The 23,188-nt window shown below is 68.3% G+C and carries 20 protein-coding genes and 1 pseudogene; 13 read left to right on the top strand and 8 right to left on the bottom strand.

Annotated elements, in window-relative coordinates; all coding sequences use genetic code 11:
• Entirely contained in the window at positions 1-1,011 is a 1,011-nt protein-coding gene (locus CIW48_RS29160; protein WP_149313911.1) for an ABC transporter ATP-binding protein, read from the top strand.
• Positions 1,008-2,036, top strand: a complete 1,029-nt coding sequence (locus tag CIW48_RS29155) for an ABC transporter ATP-binding protein (RefSeq protein WP_149313910.1) — start codon at positions 1,008-1,010, stop codon at positions 2,034-2,036. Before CIW48_RS29160 ends, CIW48_RS29155 begins: the two co-directional genes overlap by 4 nt.
• A gap of 10 nt (positions 2,037-2,046) precedes the next feature.
• Here the strand turns inward: CIW48_RS29155 and CIW48_RS29150 are convergent, their stop codons facing one another.
• The 5 genes from CIW48_RS29150 to CIW48_RS29130 form a co-directional block, all read right to left on the bottom strand.
• Positions 2,047-3,435 carry an FAD-binding oxidoreductase gene (locus CIW48_RS29150; RefSeq protein ID WP_149313909.1) on the bottom strand — a complete coding sequence of 463 codons (1,389 nt, stop codon included), beginning with the start codon at positions 3,433-3,435 and terminating at the stop codon, positions 2,047-2,049.
• Positions 3,432-3,848, bottom strand: coding sequence for a nuclear transport factor 2 family protein (locus tag CIW48_RS29145; RefSeq protein WP_149313908.1), 417 nt, complete (start codon positions 3,846-3,848; stop codon positions 3,432-3,434). The genes CIW48_RS29150 and CIW48_RS29145 overlap by 4 nt, the downstream gene beginning before the upstream one ends.
• Positions 3,849-3,951: 103 nt before the next feature.
• Complete coding sequence (locus CIW48_RS29140) at positions 3,952-5,457, bottom strand: PLP-dependent aminotransferase family protein (protein ID WP_149313907.1); 1,506 nt, start codon at positions 5,455-5,457, stop codon at positions 3,952-3,954.
• A 62-nt stretch (positions 5,458-5,519) separates the two neighbouring features.
• Positions 5,520-6,455: a bifunctional enoyl-CoA hydratase/phosphate acetyltransferase gene (locus CIW48_RS29135; RefSeq protein ID WP_348645145.1), complete on the bottom strand. Its 936-nt coding sequence runs from the start codon at positions 6,453-6,455 to the stop codon at positions 5,520-5,522.
• 17 nt (positions 6,456-6,472) lie between these two features.
• The gene (locus CIW48_RS29130) at positions 6,473-7,234 is read right to left on the bottom strand and encodes an IclR family transcriptional regulator (RefSeq protein ID WP_149313906.1); all 762 of its coding nucleotides are present in this window, start codon (positions 7,232-7,234) and stop codon (positions 6,473-6,475) included.
• Positions 7,235-7,448: 214 nt separating this feature from the next.
• On the opposite strand from CIW48_RS29130, the gene xsc reads away from it, so the two are divergent.
• Positions 7,449-9,227: a sulfoacetaldehyde acetyltransferase gene (gene xsc / locus CIW48_RS29125; RefSeq protein WP_149313905.1), complete on the top strand. Its 1,779-nt coding sequence runs from the start codon at positions 7,449-7,451 to the stop codon at positions 9,225-9,227.
• 138 nt (positions 9,228-9,365) lie between these two features.
• Here xsc and CIW48_RS29120 read toward each other — a convergent pair whose 3' ends face one another.
• Entirely contained in the window at positions 9,366-9,620 is a 255-nt protein-coding gene (locus tag CIW48_RS29120; RefSeq protein WP_207105495.1) for a hypothetical protein, read from the bottom strand.
• Between the two features lie 77 nt (positions 9,621-9,697).
• Positions 9,698-10,561: a LysR substrate-binding domain-containing protein gene (locus tag CIW48_RS29115; protein WP_149313903.1), complete on the bottom strand. Its 864-nt coding sequence runs from the start codon at positions 10,559-10,561 to the stop codon at positions 9,698-9,700.
• Between the two features lie 234 nt (positions 10,562-10,795).
• Between CIW48_RS29115 and CIW48_RS29110 the strand changes: the two genes are divergently transcribed.
• The 4 genes from CIW48_RS29110 (at position 10,796) to sucD (ending at position 15,656) form a co-directional block, all read left to right on the top strand.
• Positions 10,796-12,100 carry an MFS transporter gene (locus tag CIW48_RS29110; protein WP_149313902.1) on the top strand — a complete coding sequence of 435 codons (1,305 nt, stop codon included), beginning with the start codon at positions 10,796-10,798 and terminating at the stop codon, positions 12,098-12,100.
• Positions 12,101-12,184: 84 nt separating this feature from the next.
• A complete protein-coding gene (locus tag CIW48_RS29105; RefSeq protein WP_149313931.1) occupies positions 12,185-13,618 on the top strand; it encodes an aldehyde dehydrogenase family protein in 1,434 nt (477 codons plus the stop codon).
• Complete coding sequence (locus tag CIW48_RS29100) at positions 13,615-14,742, top strand: ATP-grasp domain-containing protein (protein WP_149313901.1); 1,128 nt, start codon at positions 13,615-13,617, stop codon at positions 14,740-14,742. The genes CIW48_RS29105 and CIW48_RS29100 overlap by 4 nt, the downstream gene beginning before the upstream one ends.
• Positions 14,739-15,656, top strand: a complete 918-nt coding sequence (gene sucD, locus CIW48_RS29095; RefSeq protein WP_149313900.1) for a succinate--CoA ligase subunit alpha — start codon at positions 14,739-14,741, stop codon at positions 15,654-15,656. The genes CIW48_RS29100 and sucD overlap by 4 nt, the downstream gene beginning before the upstream one ends.
• Positions 15,657-15,672: 16 nt before the next feature.
• On the opposite strand, the gene CIW48_RS29090 is transcribed toward sucD, so the two are convergent.
• Positions 15,673-16,701, bottom strand: coding sequence for a histone deacetylase family protein (locus CIW48_RS29090; protein WP_149313899.1), 1,029 nt, complete (start codon positions 16,699-16,701; stop codon positions 15,673-15,675).
• Between the two features lie 126 nt (positions 16,702-16,827).
• On the opposite strand from CIW48_RS29090, the gene CIW48_RS29085 reads away from it, so the two are divergent.
• The 6 genes and pseudogenes from CIW48_RS29085 to CIW48_RS29060 form a co-directional block, all read left to right on the top strand.
• A complete protein-coding gene (locus tag CIW48_RS29085) occupies positions 16,828-18,522 on the top strand; it encodes a choline dehydrogenase (protein ID WP_149313898.1) in 1,695 nt (564 codons plus the stop codon).
• Positions 18,523-18,623: 101 nt separating this feature from the next.
• The gene (locus tag CIW48_RS29080; RefSeq protein ID WP_149313897.1) at positions 18,624-19,982 is read left to right on the top strand and encodes an MFS transporter; all 1,359 of its coding nucleotides are present in this window, start codon (positions 18,624-18,626) and stop codon (positions 19,980-19,982) included.
• A gap of 65 nt (positions 19,983-20,047) precedes the next feature.
• Positions 20,048-21,256, top strand: a complete 1,209-nt coding sequence (locus CIW48_RS29075) for a molybdopterin-dependent oxidoreductase (RefSeq protein ID WP_149313896.1) — start codon at positions 20,048-20,050, stop codon at positions 21,254-21,256.
• Positions 21,253-21,570, top strand: coding sequence for a cytochrome c (locus CIW48_RS29070; RefSeq protein WP_149313895.1), 318 nt, complete (start codon positions 21,253-21,255; stop codon positions 21,568-21,570). Before CIW48_RS29075 ends, CIW48_RS29070 begins: the two co-directional genes overlap by 4 nt.
• 29 nt (positions 21,571-21,599) lie before the next feature.
• A complete protein-coding gene (locus CIW48_RS29065) occupies positions 21,600-22,706 on the top strand; it encodes a YeiH family protein (RefSeq protein ID WP_149313894.1) in 1,107 nt (368 codons plus the stop codon).
• A gap of 265 nt (positions 22,707-22,971) precedes the next feature.
• Positions 22,972-23,188 (top strand): annotated as a pseudogene (locus tag CIW48_RS29060) (transposase); the annotation flags it as partial.

Here is a 23,188-nt window from a genome sequence, read left to right as displayed (position 1 = left end):
ATGGATGCGGCAGGGTCGGCTCCCGTCCTCACAGTGGAAGACCTCACCGTCGCCCTGACCCGGCCCGGCGGCGGCGCACCCGTGCTCGAACGCCTCAGCTTCTCCGTGGAGGCGGGGCGGACCGTCGCGCTGGTCGGCGAATCCGGCTGCGGCAAGAGCATGACGGCGCTCGCCATCCTCGGCCTGCTGCCGGAGGGGTTCGCGCTGACGGGCGGGCGCATCCTGCTCGCCGGAGAGGACGTGACCCAGGCCGCGCCCGCCCGCCTGCGGGCCCTGCGCGGCTCGGCCATGTCGATGATCTTCCAGGAGCCGATGACCGCCCTGAACCCGGTCTACTCGGTGGCGGACCAGATCTGCGAGGCGCTGCGTCTGCATCAGCGCCTCGGCCGCCGCGACGCCCTCGAACGGGCGCTGGCGATGCTGAAGGCGGTGCAAATCCCGGCCGCCGAGCGGCGGCTGCACGCTTATCCGCACGAATTGTCGGGGGGCATGCGCCAGCGGGTGATGATCGCCATGGCGCTCGCCTGCCGCCCGAAGCTCCTCATCGCCGACGAGCCGACCACCGCGCTCGACGTGACGGTCCAGGCCCAGGTCTTCGACCTCCTGAAGGTGTTGCAGGACGAGATGGGCACGGCCATCGTGCTCATCACCCACGATCTCGGCGCGGTGGCGGACATCGCCGAAACCGTGGCGGTCCTCTATGCCGGTCGCTGCGTCGAGCAGGGCGAGACCCGCGCTATCATGCGGGCCGCCGCGCATCCCTACACGCGCGGGCTGATGGGCTGCACGCCGCATCTGCGCCTCGGCGCCGCGGCCGCAGCCTCGCAGGGCGCCCTACGGGAGATCCCCGGCCTCGTCCCGCCGCTCGGCCGGCGCCCGGCGATCTGTGCCTTCGCCGACCGCTGCCACCGCGCCGACGCCATCTGCCTCGACCGGCCGCAGCCGGCCCTGTCAGCGCACGGCCCCTCGCGGGCGGTCGCCTGCTGGCATCCGGAGACCCGAGCGGCATGAACGCCCATTCCCCCGCCCTGGCGACCCAAGCCGAGATCCTCCGCGTGGAGGATCTCAAAGTCCATTTCCCCCTTCCGGGGCACGGCGGATCCGTGGTCCATGCCGTAGACGGCGTTAGCTTCTCCGTGCGGCGAGGCACGAGCTTCGGCATCGTCGGCGAGTCGGGCTCCGGCAAGTCCACCACGGCGCAGGGGGTGATGCGCCTCGTCTCCGCCACGTCGGGCCGGGTGGTCCTGAATGGACAGGACATCCTCCGCCTCGGCGGAGGGCGCCTGCGGGAGGCGCGGCGCCACATCCAGATGGTGTTCCAGGACCCCTTCGCCTCCCTCGATCCTCGCCGGAGTGCAGGGGATCTCGTGGCAGAGCCGCTCCGCCTGCTGGAAGGGCTCTCGCGCCGGGAGGCGGCCCAGCGCCTCGACGAGCTGTTCGCGAGCGTCGGCCTGCCCTCGGAGGCGAGGAGCCTGTTTCCTCACCAGTTCTCCGGCGGCCAGCGGCAGCGCCTCTGCATCGCGCGGGCGCTGGCGACGAAGCCCGACATCATCGTCTGCGACGAGGCAGTCTCAGCCCTCGACGTCGCGATTCAGGCGCAAATCCTCAACCTGCTCGCCCGGCTCCAGGCGGAACGGGGGCTCGCCTACGTCTTCATCTCGCACGACCTCGGGGTGGTGCAGCACCTCTGCGACGAGGTGGCGGTGATGTATCTCGGCCGGATCGTCGAGCAGGCCTCGACGGCGGCGTTCTTCTCAGCCCCGCGCCACCCCTACAGCTGGTCGCTGATCTCGGCCGCCGTGCCCGCCGGCCCGGTCCGCGACGCTCTGAAGCGCCGCTACCTCGTTCGCGGCGAGCCGCCGAGCCCGATCGATCCGCCCGCCGGCTGCCGCTTCGCCGGCCGCTGCCCCTTCGCGGTGGACCGCTGCCGCGCCGAGGATCCGGCCCTGCTCCCGGTCGGCCAGGGCCATGCCGTGGCCTGCCACCGGGTGGGAGAGATCGCGCCGCCGGATTTCGACGGCGCGCAGGCGGCGTGAGGGAAGCCCCTTACGCCGCCTCGTCGCGGTGGTGGTACCACCGATAGAGCATCCGCTGGCCGATCCGCCGGAACGGGGCGAACGGGTGTCCCGGGAGGGCGCCCTCGTAGATCGGCAGGCCGACGGGCTTGCGCCCGGCCACCAGCCCCGCGAGGCGCCGCCCGGCCTGGGCCGAGAAGGACACGCCGTTGCCGCCGTAGCCGAGGCTGTAGAATAGCGGCTCATCGGGCTCCGGCTGCACGACGCGGGGCATCATGTCGTGGCTGACATCCACCCAGCCCCACCACGAGTAATCGACGCGGATTCCCTCCAGCACCGGAAACTTCGCGTGCAGCCCATCGATCAGCAATTGCAGGTGACGGGGATGGGTCGCGTCCGCCCCGGTGATCGCGCTGCGGCTGCCGATCTGGACCCGGTCGTCCGGCAGGCGGCGATAGTAGAAGCGCAGGGTGCGAGTGTCGGTGACGAAGGTGGTGGTGCGGAATGACGCCGCGATCTCCTCCGGGGTGAGCGGCCGGGTGACGAGGGAGTTCGACAGGATCGGCATGATCCGGCTGCGCAGGCGCGGGTGCAGATCCTGGCTGGTGTAGCCGCCGGTGGCAATGGCCACCGCCCGTGCCCGCACGGTGCCGTGGGGCGTGCGCACCCGGAACGCCGCCCCGTCGCGCTCGATCTCGAGCACTGGGCTTGATGGATAGACCTTCGCTCCCGCCGCACGGGCGGCCCGCAGATAGCCGAAGGCGAATTTCGCCGGGTGGATGCCGATGCCGAGCGGCTCGTGCAAGGCGCCCACCGCCCCGGCCTCGTCGAGCCAGTCGCGCTTCAACGCGTCGGCGCCGATCATCCGCGTCCGGTAGCCGAACACTTCGTTCGCGAGCGCCGATTCCGCCGCGAGCTTCTCGTAGGTGCGCGGACGGTGCGCCACGTAGATGTGGCCGCCGGGCTGCGGATCGGGGTCGAATTCGCGCACGAGGTCTGTAAAGTAGTCGAACCCCTCCATGATCTCGGCATGGAGCTTCAGGGCGGTCTCGCGCCCGTAGCGGGCGATCCATTGCGAGCGGCTGAGCCGCCCTGAGGCGGTCTGTCCCTGGCCGCCGTTACGGGTGCTGCATCCCCAAGCCACCCGGTTGGCTTCCAGCACCATGGCCTTGATCCCGTGGTCGCGGGCGAGGCTGAGCGCGCAGGACAGGCCGGTGAAGCCGGAGCCGACGATCACCACGTCGGTATCCATATCCCCCGTCACCGGGCCGTCATCCTCCGGCGGGGGGCCGGCCGTCGCGACCCAGTAGGTCGGGGCATAGTTCCGGTCTGTGCCGGGCGTGGCGTGGGTGAGGGGATCGTAGGTCGGGTCGTAGGGCGCGCCGGTCGGGCGCGACTGCGGATCGGCGATCAGCGTCACGGCCGTTCTCCCTCTCGGGCCGCCTGGACCGGGCGGTCCTTCCGGAACGCGCTCTTGTGGGCGATCAGGCCGCCCTCGAAGGTGAACAGATCGACGCCTTCGACCTCGATGCGTCCGCCATCGGCCCGCGTTCCGGTGAACAGCCATTCCGAGGTGGCGCGATCCCCCGCGACCGTGTGGTCCGCCACTGTCCAGGCGACGTCCGGCATGTCGGTCCAGACGCCGACGAAGGCCGCGCGAACGGCCTCCTGGCCGGTGAGCCGGCGCCCGTGGGGCTCCGGCCCGGCGGCGGTGTCGAACACCACGCCGGGGGTGAAGCAGGCCATGACACCGTCCGCGTCGTGGCGGTTGAAGGCTGCGAACAGGCGCTCCAGCAAGGCGCGGCGGCCCGCTTCAGTGGTCGCATCAGTCATCGGTCTGGTCCTTGGCCCATCGGTATCGGCCCGATGGATTTAGACCTCAGGCCGAGCGTGCCGTGAGATCCAGAGGCCCGCCATCGAGACGTCCAGTTCCCATTCAGACACGCTCGGCCACGACACGGGGGCGAGAGGTTCCGGCGGGCATCACGAGTTCCGACAGGATGGAGAGGCCCGCCTCGATCCGGTCGGTGCGGATGGAGGTGAAGCCGAGCCGGAAACAGGCGCGCCCGGCCCGGGGATCGGCGAAGAAGATGTCGCCCGGCTCGATGAGGACGCCGCGCGCGCGTGCCCGCTCGGTGAGGTCCCGGGCGTCGAGGACCTGCGGTCCCTCGATCCAGAAGCTCGTCGCGCCGGGGTCGCGACGCCAGCGGCAGCCGGGCAGCAGGCGCGGCAGGAGGCTTCCGATGCAAGCGGCGCGCTCCTCCAGGGCGGCGGCGGTGCGGCGCAGATGCGAGCGGTAATGCCCGAGGGCGACGAACATCGCGGTGGCGCGCTGGTTGTTCGAGGGCGGGTGGCGCAGCATCAGCCGCCGCAGCACCCGCAATTCGGCTATCACCTTACCGGGCGCGACGACGTAGCCGATGCGCAGACCCGGAGCGAGCACCTTCGAGAAGCTGCCGACATAGATCACCCGCCCGTCCGCATCGAGGCTCTTGAGGGAGGGGATCTCCCCCTCCACCGCGAGATCCGCTTCGTAATCGTCCTCGACGAGCAGGACGTCGTGACGCCGGGCGGCGTCGAGCAAGGCGTGGCGACGCTCCAGCGGCATCACGGCCGTGGTCGGGCAGTGGTGCCCGACCGTCACGAAGGCGATGTCTCGGCTGGCGAAGGCTGAATCCGGCACCACACCGTGCCGGTCGATGGTGAGCGGGGCGAGGTCGGAGGTCGTGAGTCCGAGCATGTTGCGGGTGTCGGGATAGCAGGGATCCTCGATGCCGGCGGGAGTGTCATGCCCGACGAGGAGCCGCGTCAGAAGAGACAGCGCCTGCTGCGAGCCGATGGTGATCATCACCTCGTCGACTCCCGCGAAGATGCCCCGGCGCGGCAGCACCTGGAGCCGGAGCTGTTCCACGAGGTCGGCATCGTCCTCGTCGATGAGATCGCCGGCCCAGCCGTTGATCTCCGCGACGCTGGAGGCGGCCCTCACGCTCTCGCGCCAATCGTTGGCTGGGAACAGGGAGGGATCGAACTGGCCGAAAACGAAGGGGTAGGGGTAGTCCAGCCAGTCGCGGGGCTTCGTGATCTGCGGGAGCCGCGACGGTCGGATGGCGAGGCGCCTCGACCAGTCGAGGCAGGTCTTCGGGCGCGTGGGACTTTCCTCGGGGGCTTCCACTCCGGGAGCGAGGAAGATGCCGCTGCGCTCGTGCGAGACGAGGAACCCCTCGTCGATCAGTTGCTGATAGGCAGCTACAACGGTGTTGCGCGCCACCCCCAGTAGGCTCGCCAATTGCCGGGAGGACGGCAGCCGCGCCTCCGGCGTCAGGACCCGCCGCTCGATGGCGACGACGATGGCCCGCCGGATCTGGAGGTGAAGAGCCAGACCGGCGCGATCGAGTGCTCCGAACAGTTGCGTCCAGGCGACGGCGTGATCCGTGGCAGCCATGCGATGCCTGTCCCAACGATCCTCCGTGCCGAAACGATGCACGGAGAGTGCCATCGGCCCGCTCAGTTCGGCCGGGGCTTGGCGGCGAGGGTGGCCAGGGCGCAGGAGGCGATGCGGGCCTGGATCGAGTCGGCGCGGCTCGTCAGGATGATTGGCACCTTGGCGCCGAGCACCAGCCCCGCGCAGGCGGCGCCGCCGAGGTAGACCAGTGACTTGTACAGGCTGTTGCCGGCATCGAGGTTCGGGACCACGAGGATGTCGGGCTCGCCCGCCACGAGCGAGACGATGCCCTTCGTGTGCGCCGAGGTGAGCGACACGGCGTTGTCGAAGCCTAGCGGCCCGTCGAGTACCGCCCCCGAGATCTGCCCCCGGTCGGCCATCTTGCACAGGGCCGCCGCATCGATGGTGGAGGGCAGCGCCGGGTTCACGGTCTCGACCGCGGCCAGGATGGCAACCTTCGGCGCGGCGTTGCCGAGCCCATGCGCCAAGTCGATGGCGTTGCGGATGATGTCGGCCTTCTCCATTAGGCCCGGGGCGATGTTGACCACCGCGTCGGTCAGCATCAGCGGCTTGTGGTAGGCGGGGCAATCGAACCAGAAGACGTGACTCGTGCGCCGGCCCATCCGCAGCGGACTCTCCCGCGCGACGACGGCTCCAAGCAATTCATCGGTGTGAAGCGACCCCTTCATCAGCGCGCCGAGCGATCCGTCTCCCGCCAGTGCGACGCCTCGCCGGGCGGCTGAGTGCGGGTCGGGCGCCTCCACGATCTCCCGGTCCGTCAGGTCCAGCCCGGCCTCGGAGGCCACCCGGCGGATCAAGACGGTGGGCCCGATCAGCACGGGATCGATATAGCCGAGGTCGGCCGCTTCGAGGGCCGCCGCCAGGGCTCCCGTGTCGCACGGATAGACCACGCCGACCCGAACCGCCCCGGCTGCTCTGGCCCGCTGCGCGAGGTCGTCCATCCTGGGATACGAAGGCGCGCTGCGGGGCATGTCCATGGGAATCTCCCGGGGTGTTAGGTGAGCGCCGCGGCCAGCGCCGACGCGGCGGTGCGGAGCACAGGCAGGCGGTCGGGGGCGTTCTCCCGCCACAGGCGGACCACCGGAGCCTGGAGGGCCAGCGCCGCCACGCAATCGCGACCGTCCCGGTCGAAGATCGGGACGGCGATGCAGAACAGGCCGGTGAGGAATTCCTCGTCGTCGAGGGCATAGCCCTGGCGCTTGATCTGCTGCAGCTCGGCTTCGAGGGCGGCGGGGTCGGTGATCGTGTTGGCGGTGTGCTTGTCGAGGGGCAGGCTCGCGAGCAACCGCTCCCGCCGGCCGCGCGGCATCAAGGCCAAGAAGAGCTTGCCGCTCGCCGAGCAATGGGCCGGCACGCGGGAGCCCTTCCGGAACGCCACCCGCAGGGGCAGGGACGCCTCCACGCGGTCGAGATACATGACCTCGCCACCCTGAAGCAGCGTGAGGTTGCAGGATTCCCCGAGGTCGCGGACGACCCCCTGCAGGATCTGGTGCCGGCGGATCGACCCCGGATTGTTCGACAGGATGGCGAAGGCCAGCGTCGTGGACCGCGCCGCCAGCTCGTAGCGCCGCCCGTCCGGCAGCCGCCGCAGCAGCTCGGCGCCTTCCAGCATCGTCAGCCAGCGGTGCAGCGTCGGCTTCGGAAGGTTGGCCACCTCCGTCAGCTCCGCGAGCGTCGGGGCGTGATCCATGGCGGCGATCGCCTCCAGGAGACCGAAGGCCTTGAGGGCCGGTGAGGACTCGACGGTGTCTTCCATCTGGAAACGACCTCTATTCCAAAAAACTGAACGTCGAAAGCAAAAAAACGAGATTTGTGTTGCAGAGGGCCGAGTGTCGGTCCATGAATGACCTGCAAGCGGCTGCCGGATCGAGACGGTCTGAGCGCCACGGTCCGCTCGCAGAACACTCCGGAACAGGGGATCGCAGGGGGCCCGGCGGGGCCGATGCGAGGAAACACCAGGAGGGTGCGCCATGAGGATGTCCACGGAAGAAGCTTTTGTGAAGGTGCTGCAGATGCACGGCATCGAGCACGCCTTCGGCATCATCGGATCGGCCATGATGCCGGTCTCGGATCTCTTTCCGAAGGCCGGGATCACCTTCTGGGACTGCGCCCACGAAACGAATGCCGGCCTGATCTGCGACGGCTACACCCGCGCGACGGGCAAGATGGCCATGGCCATCGCCCAGAACGGGCCCGGCGTGACCGGCTTCGTCACCGCGATGAAGACCGCCTACTGGAACCACACGCCGATGCTGCTGGTGTCGCCGCAGGCAGCCAACAAAACCATTGGCCAGGGTGGGTTCCAGGAAGTGGAACAGATGGCCTTGTTCAAGGACATGGTCTGCTACCAGGAAGAGGTTCGCGACCCGACCCGCGTCGCGGAAGTCCTGAACCGCGTGATCGAGAAGGCATGGCGCGGCTGCGCTCCGGCGCAAATCAACGTCCCGCGTGATTTCTGGACCCAGGTCATCGACGTGCCGCTCCCGCAGATCGTGCGGCTGGAGCGCCCGGCCGGCGGCCGGCAGGCCATCGCGGAGGCGGCCGAGATCCTCTCGGCGGCGCAGTTCCCGGTCATCCTCGCCGGCGCCGGCGTGGTAATCGGCGACGCCGTGCGCGAGACGGCGGCCATCGCCGAGCGCCTCGATGCGCCGGTCTGCTCCGGCTACCAGCACAACGATGCCTTCCCCGGCAGCCATCCGCTCGCCGTGGGCCCCCTCGGCTACAACGGCTCAAAGGCCGCCATGGAGCTGATCGCCAAGGCCGACGTCGTGCTGGCCCTCGGCACCCGCCTCAACCCGTTCTCGACCCTGCCAGGCTACGGCATCGATTACTGGCCGAAGCAGGCCAAGATCGTTCAGGTCGACATCAACCCCGATCGGATCGGGCTGACGAAGCCGATCACCGTCGGCATCTGCGGCGATGCCCGGCAGGTCGCCCGGCAGCTTCTGGAGCAGTTGACCTCGGAGGCCGGAAATGCCGGCCGCGAGGAACGCAAGGCGCTGATCCACCAGACAAAATCATCCTGGGCGCAGGCCCTCACCTCGCTCGATCACGAGGACGACGATCCGGGCACGACCTGGAACCGCGAGGCGCAAGCGCGCGACAGCGATCGGATGTCGCCCCGTCAGGCGTGGCGGGCGATCCAGGCCGGGATGCCGCGCGACGCGATCATGTCCACTGACATCGGCAACAACTGCGCCATCGGCAACGCCTATCCGAGCTTCGAACGGAGCCGGAAATACCTCGCGCCGGGCATGTTCGGCCCCTGCGGCTACGCCTTCCCCTCCATCGTCGGCGCCAAGATCGGCCAACCGGACACGCCGGTCTTCGGCTTCGCGGGGGACGGCGCCTTCGGCATCTCGATGAATGAGATGACCTCCATCGGCCGTGACGAGTGGCCGGCGATCACCATGGTGATCTTCCGCAACTACCAGTGGGGGGCGGAGAAACGGAATACGGTGCTGTGGTACGACAACAACTTCGTCGGCACCGAACTCGACCCGAAGCTCAGCTACGCGAAGATTGCCGAGGGCTGCGGCTTCAAGGGCGTGCGGGTGGACAACACCCGCGACCTGACCCAGGCCATCCAGCAGGCCGGCGAGGATCAATCGCGCGGCGTGACCACCTTCATCGAGGTGATCCTGAACCAGGAACTCGGCGAGCCCTTCCGCCGCGACGCGATGAAGAAGCCGGTGCCGATCGCCGGCATCGAGAAGTCGGACATGCGTCCGCAGCACCCGCCGGTCTAATCATCCAGCGCAAATCCTTTTCGTCATTGCGAGTAACGTACAGCAATCCAGAGTGGCGCCACGGCCGGAAGCGGCCCGTCGCCCTGGATTGCTTCACTGCCTTCGCAATGACGGAGAGCAGGTCATCGACCCGGCCTCTCAGTTCCCCGGGAAAAGGATCGCCTCGTTCTGCTCGTTCCGGGCAATTTCGAGCATGTGCCACTTGAGGCCCGAGACCACGCGTTCCGCGTCGATGCTTGTAGCGGCGGGGGGCATGGGGCGGGGGGCGGCATGGGTGTTGGCCACCATCACCATGGCGTAGAGCGCGGCGAGGATCGGCAGGATGTCGCGCACACGTTCGAGGTGGTTCATGGCAGCCGCAGAGATCGTCACTTCCGTGAAGTGAGCTAGCATCTAGCCTGCTGCACCGCAAAAACAATCGCGTCGCGCTGCCGCATTGCCGGGTTGCTTGGCAAGCAGGCCTAAGGCGCTCAGCCGCCGATATTGCCGAGTTCCGACAGGATATACTGCGCGAGATGATCGATGGCGGAGGAGGTTTCGCCCGACTTGCGCTGCAACACGATTCGGAGCGCCGGCAGATCCGGCAATCCGCTCGCGGCGGTCAGCCGCCGGATCTCCCCGTCCACTGCGCAGAGGGGAAAGATCGAGACGGCCAGCCCCGCATGGACCGCCGCCTGTAGCCCGGCGATGCTGTCGCTCACCGCCGTGATCGTCCAGCTTCGGTCGATCTGTCCCAGGGCGTCGAGGGCGCATTGGCGGTAGAGGCTGCCGGGGGGCAGGAGGGCCAGCGGCAGGGGCGTCCGCGCATCAAGGTCGAAGTCCCGCGACGCGACCCAGACCAGGGGCTCCTCCCGCACGATGACGCCGACCTCCTGATCCGGCTGCTTGGTCATCAGCGCGAGGTCGATCTCCTCGCGGGTGAGGGCGGCGCGCAACTGGTGGCTGCGCGAGCAGCGCAGCTCGATTTCTACCTGCGGATAGACCCTGGCGAAGCCCGCGAGCACCGAGGGCAGCAGGAAGGCGGCGTAGAGATCCGGCACGCCGAGCCGCACCCGGCCGGCTATGTCGGGGCCTCCAAACCGGTCGCGGATCTCGTCATTCAGGCTCAGAAGCTTGCGGGCATAGGCGAGGAGCACCTCCCCGTCGCGGGTCAGCGCCCCGTGCCGCCGCTCGCCGTCGAAGAGGGGACGACCCAGCGCCCGCTCCAGCCGGTGCATCTGGTGGGTGATCGCCGGCTGGGTCCGGCCGACCTGCTTTCCGGCCAGAGTGATGCTCCTGGTATCGTGAACCGCCACGAACGTTCTGAGCAGCGGAATCTCAAGATCCGGAATCATATCGATCAATTTCCTGAATGATCGGGATGAAGAGAATATATTTCTCCTACGATCACGCAATGGTTAGCGTGCCCTCATCGGACCGTGAGGGACCAAAAAGTCAGGCTTGAGACCTGACGCCTCCCGCGCCGGTCACGGTGGAAACGCAGGAAGGACGCCGGGTTCTCGTGACCCGCACGCCGTCGCATGCGGTTGAATCGAGGACGCCCAGGCGCCCCCTTTCAGGAGGGCGGAATGCTACGGCTCGTACGCTTCAAGGCGACGGACAGGGTCCTGTTCGTCATCTGCCTGATGTACCTGATCACCTATATCGATCGGGTGAATATTGGCACGGCCGCTCCGGCTATGCAGAAAGAACTGGGCCTGACCAATGTCGAGTTGGGTCTCGCCTTCTCGGCCTTCGCCTATCCTTACGCCTTCTTCCAGATCGCCGGCGGCTGGCTCGGTGATCGCCTCGGCCCGCGCAAGACGCTCCTGATCTGCGGGGCGATCTGGTCCGCCGCCACGGTCATGATCGGCTTCGTGGAGGGGGCGATGTCCCTCGTCGCGGCCCGCTTCCTCCTCGGCATCGGCGAGGGCTCCGCCTTCCCGACGGCGACCCGGGCGCTGGCGAACTGGATGGCTGCGGACCGGCGCGGCTTCGCGCAAGGCATCACCCATGCCGCCGCCCGCCTCGGCAACGCACTCACGCCGCCCCTCATCGCCTTCCTGATCGTGGCGCTATCCTGGCGCGACAGCTTCATCATCATCGGCCTGATCAGCTTCGCCTGGGTCGGCCTGTGGTGGTTCTACTTCCGCGACGATCCCCGCGAGCATAAGGGCGTCACGGAGCAGGAACTCGCCGTTCTGCCGCCGGTGAAGATCGCCGGCGAGCGCAAGGCGGTGCCGTGGGGCCGTCTGCTCCGGCGGATGCTGCCGGTGACGCTCACCGATTTCTGCTACGGCTGGACCCTCTGGCTGTTCCTGAACTGGATTCCCTCGTACTTCCTTCACCAGCACCACCTCGACATCAAGAAATCCGCGATCTTCGCCTCCGGCGTGTTCTTCGCGGGCGTCGTCGGAGACACGGTGGGCGGTGTCGTCAGTGACCGGATCCTGCGGCGCACGGGAGACGTGGCTCGAGCCCGCGTCAGCGTCATCGTCGTCGGCTTCCTTGGGGCCTTCGCCTTCATGCTGCCGGTGCTGTTCACCACCAACCTGCTCATCATTACCCTCTGTCTGTCCGGCGCGTTCTTCTTCGCCGAACTGATCGTCGCGCCGATCTGGGCGGTACCGATGGACATCGCGCCCCAGTATTCGGGCACAGCCTCGGGCTTCATGAACTTCGGCTTCGGCCTCGCGGGTATGATCTCCCCCGTCGTGTTCGGGCTGATCATCGACATGACCGGGCGCTGGGACCTGCCCTTCATGGCCTCGCTCGGGCTCCTCCTCGCAGGCGCCGGCCTCGCCCTGCGGATGCGGCCGAACGAGCCCTTCGTGGACGCGCCCCAGGACGACCTCGTCCTCAGCCGTCCCGTCCCGGTCAGGCCCACCGCCTGACCGGACCAGGCCCTCCGGCCGACCCGCCTCGACCCGAAACGCCCTCGACATCTGAAGGAGCGCGCCATGTCGCCTGCCGCTATCATGCCCCTCGCCAAACCGGACGATCTGGCCGTCCACGATCCCGTCGCCGAGACGATGGAGCGGGCGCGGACCGCTCAGGCGCTCTTCGCGAACGTGGATCAGGAACAGGCCGACGCCGCCGTCCGCGCCCTCGCCTGGGCCCTCTACAGGCCCGAGCATGCCCGCGAGATCGCAGAACTCGCCGTGGCCGATACGAGCCTCGGCAACGTCGCGGACAAGATCGTCAAGAAGCAGCGCAAGACCTTCGGCACCCTGCGCGACCTGCTGCGCGGCAAGTCGGTGGGTGTCATCGAGCGCGACGAGGCCCGCGGCCTCGTGAAATACGCCAAGCCGATGGGGGTCATCGGAGCGGTGACGCCCTCGACCAACCCAGGTGCCACGCCGGTCAACAAGGCGATGATGGCGATCAAGGGCCGCAACGCCATCGTCATCGCGCCGTCGCCGCTCGGCTATCGCACCACCGCCCGCGTGGTGGAGCTGATGCGCGCCGAACTCGAGGCGATCGAGCTTCCCGCCGACCTCGTGCAGATCCTGCCCGCCCCGGTCACGAAGGATTCGACCGAGGCGATGATGCGCGCCTGCGACCTCGTCGTGGTCACGGGCTCGCAGGACAATGTCCGCCGGGCCTATTCGAGCGGGACGCCGGCCATCGGCGTCGGCGCCGGCAACGTGCCGGTCATGATCGACGAAACCGCCGACCTCGACGCCGCCGCCGCGCGGATCCGGGATTCGAAGATCTTCGACAACTCGACTTCCTGCTCCTCCGAGAACGCGGTGGTCATCGTGGACGCGGTCTACGAACAGGCCATCGCCGCCCTGGAGCGGGCCGGCGCCTATCTCTGCACGCCGCAGGAGAAGCAGCGCATCGCCGACCGCCTCTGGGTGCGCGGCAAGCTCAACCGGGATCTGATCGCCCGCGATGCCCCGGTGCTGGCCAGGGCCTTCGAGTTGCCCGAGGCGGCTGCCGCCAAACAATACTTCCTCGTGGAGGAGACCGAGATCGGCCGCGGGGCACCGTTCTCCGGCGAGAAGCTCGCCCTGGTCCTCACCGTCTACCGGGCGAAGGACTTTGCCGATGCCAAGAAGACGGTCGCGGCGATCCTCGACCACCAGGGCAAAGGCCATTCCTGCGGCATCCACACCACGGACATGGATCGCGCCCGCGAGCTGGCCGAACATCTCGACGTGGTCCGGGTGCTGGTGAACTTCGCCCACACCTTCGGCAATGGCGGCGGATTCAATTCCGGCCTCGGCTTCACCCTCAGCATGGGCTGCGGCTCCTGGCAGAAGAACAGCATCTCCGAGAACCTGAGCTACCGCCACTTCCTCAACATCACCCACCTCGTAACCCCGATCCCCGAAGACAAACCCAGCGAGGAAGACCTGTTCGGCCCCCATTGGAACAAGATCGGCTATCGGGAGAGCGCGCGATGAACTTCCTCGAACACGTCGCCAAGGCACGGGTGCTGGCGCCCGCCGGCATCCCCGTTCCCAGGGCCATTCGTTGCCTGACCGCCGAGGACGCCGCCGTCGCGGCGGCCGAACTCGGCCCCTGCATGGTCAAGGCGCAGGTCCCCACCGGCAAGCGCGGCAAGGCGGGCGGCATCCGCGCCGCCATGAACCCGGACGAGGCGCGCGAGGTGGCGTCCGCCATCCTCGGCATGACCATCGACGGGCACCGGGTCGAGTCGGTGCTGCTCGAAGAGCGCGCAGCCATCGTCAGGGAATTCTACGCGGCGATCCTCACCGACACGGAGAGCCGGACGCCCCTCGTGCTGTTCTCCACCGAGGGCGGCATGGATATCGAGGAGGTCGCGGCCACGCGGCCCGACGCGCTCCACCGCCACCGGGTCGACCTCGACCAGGGTTTCGATAAACAGGCGGCCCGCGCCCTCCTGGACGGGCTCGATCTCGGCCCGGCGCGGGCGCACATCGAAGCGATCCTGCCCGCCCTCTACCGGGTGGGCGGGAGCGTCGATGCGGAGCTGATCGAGATCAATCCGCTGGCGCTCTTGGAGGACGGCCGCGTCGTCGCCCTGGATTGCAAGCTCACCCTCGACGATTCGGCAGCATTCCGGAATTCGGACCTCGCCACTGCTGCCTCGCCCGAACCGATGAGTGCCCTCGAACGGGAGGGCGCGGAGCAGGGTCTGAAGTTCATCCAGCTCGACGGCAATGTCGGCGTACTGGCGAACGGCGCCGGGCTGACCATGACGACGATGGACGTCATCAGCCATTGCGGCGGCCGCCCAGCGAACTTCCTGGAGATCGGCGGGGAGGCCTACACCAAGTCGGAGGCAGCGCTGAAGCTCGTGCTGGCCAATCCCGGCGTGAAGAGCCTCGTCGTCAATTTCTGCGGGGCCTTCGCCCGCACGGACGTGATGGCCGAGGGCGTCGTCACCGCCTGGAAGCGCCTCAACCCTGAGGTGCCGGTCTTCTTCTCAATCCACGGCACCGGCGAGGACGAGGCCGTGCGCCTCGTGCGCGAGGGGCTTGGGGTCGAGCCCTACGACCTGATGGAGGACGCGGTGCAGGCCGCGGTGGAGGCGGCCCGATGACCATCTATCGCCAGAACGCACGCGTCCTCGTGCAGGGGCTCACCGGCAAGCAGGGAAGCTTCTGGACGGAGAAGATGCTCGGTTGCGGCACGCAGGTCGTGGCCGGTGTCAACCCGAAGCGGGCAGGGGAAGAGCATCTCGGTCTTCCGGTCTACGCGACAGCGCGGGAGGCCATGGCCGGCACGCACTTCGACTGGGCGGTGATGTTCATCCCCCCCGCCGCCGCGAAGGCCGCCGCCATCGACGCCATCGAGGCGGGGACGAAGACCCTCGTGGTGCTGACCGAGCACATCCCCATGCAGGACGTACTCGCCATCCATCACGCGGCCCGCGCCCACGGCACGCGGATCGTCGGCCCGAACACCGCCGGGGTGGTGACGCCGGGCGAGGGCTTCGTCGGGATCATGCCGGGGCATAACCCGAACATCTTCCAACCCGGCGAGATCGGCGTGATCTCTCGCAGCGGCAGCCTCGGGACGCTGGTCTGCCTGAACCTGACGCGGGCGGGCTACGGCCAGTCGGCCTTCCTCGGCATCGGCGGCGATCCGATGATCGGCACCACCACCCGCGATGCGCTAATGGCCCTCGACCGGGACGAGCGAACCCGCGCCGTGGTCCTCGTCGGCGAGATCGGCGGGGCGATGGAGGAGGCGGCGGCCGAATACGCCGCCGGGATGAGCAAGCCTGTCGTGTCCTTCATCGCTGGCCGGGCCTCTCCTCCTGGCAAGAAGATGGGCCATGCCGGCGCCATCGTCTCCGGGGATCGCGGCAGCTACGCGGGCAAGCGCGCGGCCCTGGAGGCGGCGGGCGTCGCCGTCGCGGACACGCCGGGTGAGCTCCCGGAACTGCTCCGGTGCGCCCTCGGGCACCCGGTGCCGACAGCCGCCGGGTTTGCCCTTCACGCGGGGAAGTGAGGGGAAGACACGGCGTTCACATCCGCCTGCCGTCGAACCCGGCGAGGAACGCGGCGAGGTTGCGGGGGAGGGCGGGGCACAGGTAGCCGCCCTCCTGCACGATGGCGGTGGGCAGTTGGGCGTCGGCGATCAGCGCCGCGGCCTCCTGAAAGCCCCGCGTTGTCACCTTGAGCGCTCCGATCGGATCGTCCGCCGAGGCATCGAGCCCCAGGGCCACGACGAGGGCGGTGGGCGTGATGGAGGCAATGGCAGACAACCCCTCACGGATCGCCGCGAGCCAGGCCGCATCGCCCGATCCCTGCGGCAGGGGAAGGTTGCGGTTGAAGCCTTCGCCCGGCCCCGCGCCGGTCTCGTCGGCATAGCCCGCGAAGTAGGGAAAATAATCGGCCGGGTCGGCATGGACCGAGACGGTCAGCACGTCGCCCCGCCCATAGAAGATGCCCTGCGTGCCGTTGCCGTGGTGGACGTCGATATCGAGGATCGCGACCCTGCCGCCGGTGGTGGCGCGCAGGCGTTCGGCGGCGATGGCGCTGTTGTTCAAGTAGCAGAACCCTCCAGCCGAATCGGCATAGGCATGGTGCCCCGGCGGCCGGCACAGGGCGTAGGCGTGCGACTCGCTCAGGGCGGCGTCCGCGGCGGCGATTGCCACCTGAGCCGAACCGTAGACTGCCGCCCACGTCCCAGCCCGCACCGGCGTCGATGTGTCGGCGGTGTAGAGGCCGATCAACCCGAGCAGCCCCTCCGGCCGACGGTGCATCTGCGGCCGGGCGAAGTGGCCCGTCAGGATCTCGTCCTCGATGCCCGGCAACTCGGCCCGGCGCGCCCAGACATCCCGCAGGAAGGCAACGTAGCCCGCATCGTGCACGGCGAGGATCGGGTCGAGCCCCGCATCGCCGGCCTCGCGCAGGAGGTGCCTCCCATCCTGCGTCGCCTCAAGCAGGAGGCGGTACCGCTCGGCCTGCTCGGGATGGCTGATGATCGCGCCGCGCCGGAAGTAGCGGTCGGGATCGTGCCGGAGGCTGTCGCCGTGGTGGAACGCCTGCATGCCTTGCTCCTCGCCGGATCTGGCTCACCGAATTCACGGTGAACATATTGACACAGGCCTAATCCTCTCATCAAATAGAACATAACGTACCGTTTTTCGAGACAAACGCTCGGGACGGAGATAATCTTGAGGAAACGCCATCATTCCGCAGACGCGCCTGAGCGCGTCGAATGCGATTACGTTGTGGTCGGTGGCGGTACGGCGGGTTGCGTCCTCGCCAACCGCCTCTCGGCGGACGGGCGCCATCGGGTCGTGCTGCTGGAAGCCGGCCCGCGCGACACCTCCCCCTGGATCCACCTTCCCATCGGCTACGGGAAGACGATGGTCCACAAGACCCTGAACTGGGGCTTCTCCACCGAACCGGAGCCGTCCATGAACGGCCGGGCGATCTATTGGCCGCGCGGCCGGACGCTCGGCGGATCGAGCTCGATCAACGGGCTGATCTTCGTGCGCGGGCAGGCCGAGGATTACGATCATTGGGCCAGTCTCGGGAATGATGGCTGGTCCTGGCGCGATGTGCTGCCGTACTTCATCCGCAGCGAGCACAACACACGAGGCGCCAGCGCCACTCATGGGGACGACGGCCCGCTCTGGTGCTCGGACATCCGCCACAAGCACGAACTGATTGAGCGGATCATCGAGGGCGCCGGGGAACTCGGCGTCCGCCGCACGGACGATTTCAACGGCGGCAATCAGGAGGGGGTGGGCTACTACCAGCTCTTCACCCGCAACGGGCTGCGCTGCAGCACAGCGGTGGCCTATCTGCGCCCGGCCAAGGGGCGCCCGAACCTGCGCGTCGAGACCGACGCGCACGCCACCGGACTGATCCTGGAGGGACGGCGCGCAGTGGGCGTGCGGGTCCTCCGGCACGGCCGCGAAGTCGAGATCCGGGCGGCGCGGGAAGTGATCCTCGCGGCGGGCGCCCTTCAGAGCCCGCAATTGCTGCTCCTCTCCGGCATCGGCCCGGAGGCCGCGTTGCGGCCGCACGGCATCCCGGTGCGGCACGACTTGCCCGGCGTCGGCGAGAACTTGCAAGACCACCTGCAGGTCAGACTGATCTACCGACTGACCAAGCCGATCACGACTAACGACGATCTGCGCAACATCGCCGGCAAGGCGCGGATCGGACTACGTTGGCTTTTCACCCGCAGCGGTCCGCTGGCGGTGGGCATCAACCAGGGTGGGCTGTTCACCCGCGTTATGCCGGGGCCGGGCACGCCCGACATCCAGTTCCACTTCGCTACTCTCTCGGCCGACATGGCGGGCGGGCAGCCGCATCCCTGGTCAGGTTGCACCTTCTCGGTCTGCCAGTTGCGGCCGGAATCCCGGGGCACCGTCACCCTGCGCAGCACCGACCCCCTCGCGCCGCCGGTGATGCGTGCGAACTACCTCGCAACCGAGACCGACCGGCGCTGCACCGTCGAGGGCATCAAGTTCGCCCGGCAGCTCGCCGCGACGCAGGCCCTGCGCCCGCTGATCCTCTCGGAGGAGAAACCGGGACCGGGCGTCACCGACGATGCCGGGTTCCTCGACTTCGCCCGGAACGCGGGCGCGACGATCTTCCACCCCTCCGGCACCTGCAAGATGGGCACAGATCCGATGGCGGTGGTCGATCCCGCCCTGCGGGTTCGCGGGATGGACGGCCTGCGCGTGGTCGATTGCTCGATCATGCCGACGCTGGTCTCCGGCAATACCAACGCCCCGGTGGTGATGATCGCCGAGAAGGCCTCCGACCTGATCCTCGCCGAGGCGCGGGAGACCGTTCAGGCGCGCACGGCCACCCCGCGCGCGATGCCGGCGCCGGAGCCGGCACATCCCTGAAGGTCACGGCCAACGGGACTTCGAGAGGTGCCCGGTGAAGGCACCCGCGATGTGAGGAATTCGCCCTAATACCCAAGACGAGACTGAGGGAGGAGGTGCCAATGTCGTATCCGGAGCGGCGCTCAGCACAATCGGCCAGGGGAGGGATCGGTCAGGTCGTGACCGCATCTCTCATCGGCGCGACGATCGAGTGGTACGACTTCTTCCTCTACGGGGTCGTAGCCGGCATCGTCTTCAACAAGCTGTATTTCCCGGTCAGCGACCCCCTCGTCTCGACGCTGCTCGCCTATGCGACCTTCGCCGTCGGCTTCATTGCGCGGCCGCTCGGCGGCGTGATCTTCGGACATTTCGGCGACCGTATCGGCCGCAAAAGCATGCTCGTCATCACCCTGATGCTGATGGGCGTGGCGACCTTCCTCATCGGCATCGTGCCGACCTACGCCCAGATCGGCCTTGCGGCGCCGATCCTGCTCCTGCTGCTGCGGGTGGTCCAGGGCATCGGCCTCGGCGGCGAATGGGGCGGGGCGGTGCTGATGGCCTTCGAATACGCGCCGGAGGACAAGCGCGGCTTCTATGCCAGCATCCCGCAGATCGGCCTCTCGCTCGGCCTGTGCCTCGCCTCGGGCGTGGTGGCGCTTCTGTCCTACACCCTGAACGAGGAGCAGTTCCTGGCCTATGGGTGGCGGGTCGCGTTCCTGCTCAGCGTCGTCCTCGTGGCGGTCGGCGCGTATATCCGCCTGAACGTGATGGAGACGCCCGAATTCGCCAAGGTCAAGCAGGCCAACCGCGAGGCGGATATCCCGTTCGTGTCGATGATCAAGGGCTATCCGGCCGAGGTCATGGCCGGCATGGGCGCGCGCATGGTCGACGGCGTGGTGTTCAACATCTTCGCCGTCTTCGCCATCGGCTACCTGACGCAGACCCTGAAGGTGCCACGGACCGAGGCTCTGCTCGGCGTCACCGCCGCGGCGGTGGTGATGTGCGCAACGATTCCCTTCTTCGGCTGGCTCTCCGACCGCATCGGCCGCACACAGGTCTATGCCTGGGGCGCAGTGATCTCCGGCTTCGCGGCTTTCCCGGCCTTCTGGGTGTTCGTCTCGTACCCTGACAGCATCCGCATGATCTGGTTCGCGATCATAATCCCATTCGGGATCCTCTACGCGGCGGTCTACGGGCCGGAAGCGGCGTTGTTTTCGGAACTGTTCTCGGCGCGGGTGCGGTATACGGGGATCTCCTTCGTCTACCAGTTCTCCGGGATCTTCGCGAGCGGCCTGACACCGATCATCGCGACGGCGCTGCTGCAATATTCCGGGCCGAACAACCCCTGGCTTGTGTGCGGATACTGCGCCCTCTCTGGTTTGGTCAGCGCCGCCTCCGCGATCTGGATCGGCCGGATCCACCGCCGACGCCTGATTCAGGAATTGCCGGGCCGCCCGGCGAGATACCCACAGGTCGCCTGACAGGCCAACCCGGACTGAAGCCGGCGGCCGAGCCTTCTGGCCGCCGTGATCGAACGGAGAACGTGATGGCTCCTTCACCCAAGCGGCGCGATATCCTGGTAGGCGGCGGACTGGCTCTGTCTGCAGCGGCCTTTGGCTTGCGCCCAGCCAGTGCTGCCGAGGAGGCGATGTTGCCCTTCGGCAACGGCGAGCGGCCGCTCGTGGCCTATCCCGGCAAGCGCCCGCTGCTGGAGATGACAGCGCGCCCGCCGCAGTTGGAGACGCCGTTCTCGGTCTTTGACCATGGGGCAATCACCCCCAACGACGCGTTCTTCGTGCGCTACCACCTCGCCGACATCCCCACCCGCATCGACCCGGACGCGTTCCGGGTCGAGGTGAAGGGCCATGTCGACCGCCCGCTCTCCCTCTCGCTCGCGGACCTCAAGCGGATGCCGGGGGCGGAGGTCGTCGCGGTCAACCAATGTTCGGGCAATTCGCGCGGCTTCTTCGAGCCGCGCATGGCTGGCGGGCAACTCGCCAACGGCGCCATGGGCTGCGCCCGCTTCACCGGGGTGCCGCTCAAGGCGGTGCTCGATAAGGCCGGCGTGAAGGGGGGGGCGGTGCAGGTCTCCTTCGAGGGTCTCGACGGGCCGGTCCTGCCCGAGACGCCCGACTTCGCCAAGGCGCTGCCCCTCGACCATGCAAGCGACGGCGCGGTGATGCTGGCCTGGGGGATGAACGGGCAGGACCTGCCCTGGCTCAACGGCTACCCGCTTCGGCTCGTGGTGCCGGGCTATTACGGGACCTACTGGGTCAAGCACCTCAACGCGGTGACGGTCCTCGACAAGCCCTTCGAGGGCTTCTGGATGAAGACCGCCTATCGCATCCCCGATAACGCGTGCGCCTGCACCGAGCCGGGCAAGGCGCCCGATAAGACGGTGCCGATCGGCCGCTTCAACGTCCGCTCCTTCGTGACGAACCTCACGGACGGGCAGCAGGTGAAGGCCGGGCGGGTGCCGTTGCGCGGCATCGCCTTCGACGGCGGCTCGGGCATCCGCTCGGTGGAGGTCTCGGCCGACGACGGCAAGACCTGGATCGGGGCGACGCTGGGCCAGGATCTCGGCCGCTACGCCTTCCGCACCTGGAATGCGGAGGTCGAGCTGGCCCCCGGCGCGCACGTCTTGATGGTGCGAGCCACGGGCAACGACGGCGACACCCAGCCGATGGAGCCGCGCTGGAACCCGGCCGGGTACATGCGCAACGTCGTCGAGATGACCCGTGTGAGGGCGGCATGATGAGACTGACCGGATCTGTCGCGCTTCTCATCGCGCTGGGCGGCCCGCTCTCCGCCGCGCCGCAGGATTACGCCCTGCCCGAGCCCACGGCGCAGCTGCGCGCGCCCGCCGACGCCAGCCACAAGCCGGGCTTCGAGGCGGCGCAGGGCAATTGCATGGTCTGCCACTCGGTCGACTACGTCGCCACGCAGCCGCCGAAGAAAGGCGCGGCGTTCTGGGAGACCGAGGTGACGAAAATGGTCAAGGTCTACCACGCCCCCATTGGCGAAGCGGACGCCAAGGCCATCGCCGCCTACCTCGCCGCTACCTATTGAGCCCTGGGCAGCGGGAAGCACACCGAGCGATGATCGCCAGGATCGCCGAACAGATTGAAGCCGAAATTCCGTCCCGCGGCGCGAGCCGCCTTCATACCTGGGCCAGGGCGGCCGGGAGCCTGCTGCCGGGGCTGCTGCTGTGCCTCGTCATCACCGTCGCGGCACAGGGGCTGCAGTCCGCCGAGGAGCGTTGGTTCAGCCATCCGTATATCGAAGCCCTGGTCCTGGCCATCCTGCTCGGCACGGCATTGCGCACGGCATGGGTGCCGGGCGGACGGTTCAAGGCCGGCATAGCCTTCTCGGCCAAGCAGGTTCTCGAGGTTGCCGTCACGCTGCTCGGCGCCTCGGTCAGCCTATCCGCCATCGTCGCGTCAGGTCCCGCGCTGCTCGCGGGCATCGTCGGGACGGTGGTGCTCACCATCCTTGCGAGCTGTGGCCTGTGCCGGGCGCTCGGCCTGCCGGTGCGGATGGCGCTTCTCATCGCCTGCGGCAACGCGATCTGCGGCAATTCGGCGATCGCGGCGGTTGCGCCCGTGATCGGCGCCGACAGCCGCGACGTGGCGGCCGCCATCGCCTTCACCGCCGTGATCGGCGTGTTGATGGTGCTCGGCCTCCCGCTCTTCGTGCCCCTCGCGGGCTTCAGCGCGCACCAGTACGGGGTGCTTGCCGGCCTCACCGTCTACGCCGTGCCGCAGGTGCTCGCTGCCACGGTGCCCGTAGGCCTGCTCGCGACGCAGATCGGAACCCTGGTTAAGCTCGTGCGCGTGCTGATGCTGGGACCGGTCGTGGTGGCGCTATCGCTGATCGCCTCGCGTCTGCCGGGCGCAAGCTCCGAAGGCGCAACGCGGGGCGAAACCCGCCGCCTCGGCTTTTTCAAGCTGATGCCTTGGTTCATCCTGGGCTTCCTCGCCATGGCGACCCTACGCTCGCTGGGGGCAATCCCGAGCGACTGGGTGGCGCCGGTCTCGCGGGTCGCGGGCTTCCTCACGATCGTGTCGATGGCTGCCCTGGGCCTCGGCGTTGACGTGCGCGTGCTGGCCCGAGTGGGCGGACGGGTCACGCTGGCCGTGACCTCTTCCCTCGCCGTCCTTCTCGCCATTGCCGTGCTGCTCATCCGCGGTCTTGGGATCGAGTAAGTCATCGCGACCGATTGCATCCGTTGCGCGTTGAGCCCGCTGCCTCGAAGTCTGCTTCCAGCGGGTTTGACGCGCCCCAATAATAGGCTGCATTAGGCGCAAAGCTGCAGACCTTTGCGGCTGGGCCAATTTCAGCTCCGCGCCAGAAGGGGACCTTGAGTGCTTGCCGGAAAGCAGATGGGGTGGATGGCTCCCGCTCCAACTGACGGCATCTCGGTGCCAGGATGTGGTCGCTGTCGAAGCAGCAGCCACGCAGATGCAGGAGCTGATGCCGCCGGCTTACGTGAAGCCATATGTGAAGCGCGGTAAGATCGATGCGAACGATGCCGCTGCCATCTGCGAGGCGGTGACGCGCCCGAGCATGCGCTTCGTGCCGGTGAAGTCGACCGAGCAGCAGGCGGCGCTGGCGCTGCACCGGACGCGCGACCTGCTGGTCAAGCAACGCACCCAGTTGGTGAACATGATCCGCGGCCTGCTCGCCG

It is taken from the genome of Methylobacterium sp. P1-11, from assembly GCF_008329595.1.
Classification (GTDB): Bacteria; Pseudomonadota; Alphaproteobacteria; order Rhizobiales; family Beijerinckiaceae; genus Methylobacterium.
This window is presented reverse-complemented; position numbering and strand designations above follow the sequence as displayed.

Excerpts from the sequence above, each read along its gene's own strand:
- CIW48_RS29160 (WP_149313911.1), top strand. The coding sequence starts at position 1 with ATGGATGCGGCAGGGTCGGCTCCCGTCCTCACAGTGGAAGACCTCACC.
- CIW48_RS29155 (WP_149313910.1), top strand. The coding sequence starts at position 1,008 with ATGAACGCCCATTCCCCCGCCCTGGCGACCCAAGCCGAGATCCTCCGC.
- CIW48_RS29145 (WP_149313908.1), bottom strand. The coding sequence starts at position 3,848 with ATGACTGATGCGACCACTGAAGCGGGCCGCCGCGCCTTGCTGGAGCGC.
- CIW48_RS29140 (WP_149313907.1), bottom strand. The coding sequence starts at position 5,457 with ATGGCTGCCACGGATCACGCCGTCGCCTGGACGCAACTGTTCGGAGCA.
- CIW48_RS29135 (WP_348645145.1), bottom strand. The coding sequence starts at position 6,455 with ATGGACATGCCCCGCAGCGCGCCTTCGTATCCCAGGATGGACGACCTC.
- CIW48_RS29130 (WP_149313906.1), bottom strand. The coding sequence starts at position 7,234 with ATGGAAGACACCGTCGAGTCCTCACCGGCCCTCAAGGCCTTCGGTCTC.
- xsc (WP_149313905.1), top strand. The coding sequence starts at position 7,449 with ATGAGGATGTCCACGGAAGAAGCTTTTGTGAAGGTGCTGCAGATGCAC.
- CIW48_RS29120 (WP_207105495.1), bottom strand. The coding sequence starts at position 9,620 with ATGCTAGCTCACTTCACGGAAGTGACGATCTCTGCGGCTGCCATGAAC.
- CIW48_RS29115 (WP_149313903.1), bottom strand. The coding sequence starts at position 10,561 with ATGATTCCGGATCTTGAGATTCCGCTGCTCAGAACGTTCGTGGCGGTT.
- CIW48_RS29110 (WP_149313902.1), top strand. The coding sequence starts at position 10,796 with ATGCTACGGCTCGTACGCTTCAAGGCGACGGACAGGGTCCTGTTCGTC.
- CIW48_RS29105 (WP_149313931.1), top strand. The coding sequence starts at position 12,185 with ATGCCCCTCGCCAAACCGGACGATCTGGCCGTCCACGATCCCGTCGCC.
- CIW48_RS29100 (WP_149313901.1), top strand. The coding sequence starts at position 13,615 with ATGAACTTCCTCGAACACGTCGCCAAGGCACGGGTGCTGGCGCCCGCC.
- sucD (WP_149313900.1), top strand. The coding sequence starts at position 14,739 with ATGACCATCTATCGCCAGAACGCACGCGTCCTCGTGCAGGGGCTCACC.
- CIW48_RS29090 (WP_149313899.1), bottom strand. The coding sequence starts at position 16,701 with ATGCAGGCGTTCCACCACGGCGACAGCCTCCGGCACGATCCCGACCGC.
- CIW48_RS29080 (WP_149313897.1), top strand. The coding sequence starts at position 18,624 with ATGTCGTATCCGGAGCGGCGCTCAGCACAATCGGCCAGGGGAGGGATC.
- CIW48_RS29075 (WP_149313896.1), top strand. The coding sequence starts at position 20,048 with ATGGCTCCTTCACCCAAGCGGCGCGATATCCTGGTAGGCGGCGGACTG.
- CIW48_RS29070 (WP_149313895.1), top strand. The coding sequence starts at position 21,253 with ATGATGAGACTGACCGGATCTGTCGCGCTTCTCATCGCGCTGGGCGGC.
- CIW48_RS29065 (WP_149313894.1), top strand. The coding sequence starts at position 21,600 with ATGATCGCCAGGATCGCCGAACAGATTGAAGCCGAAATTCCGTCCCGC.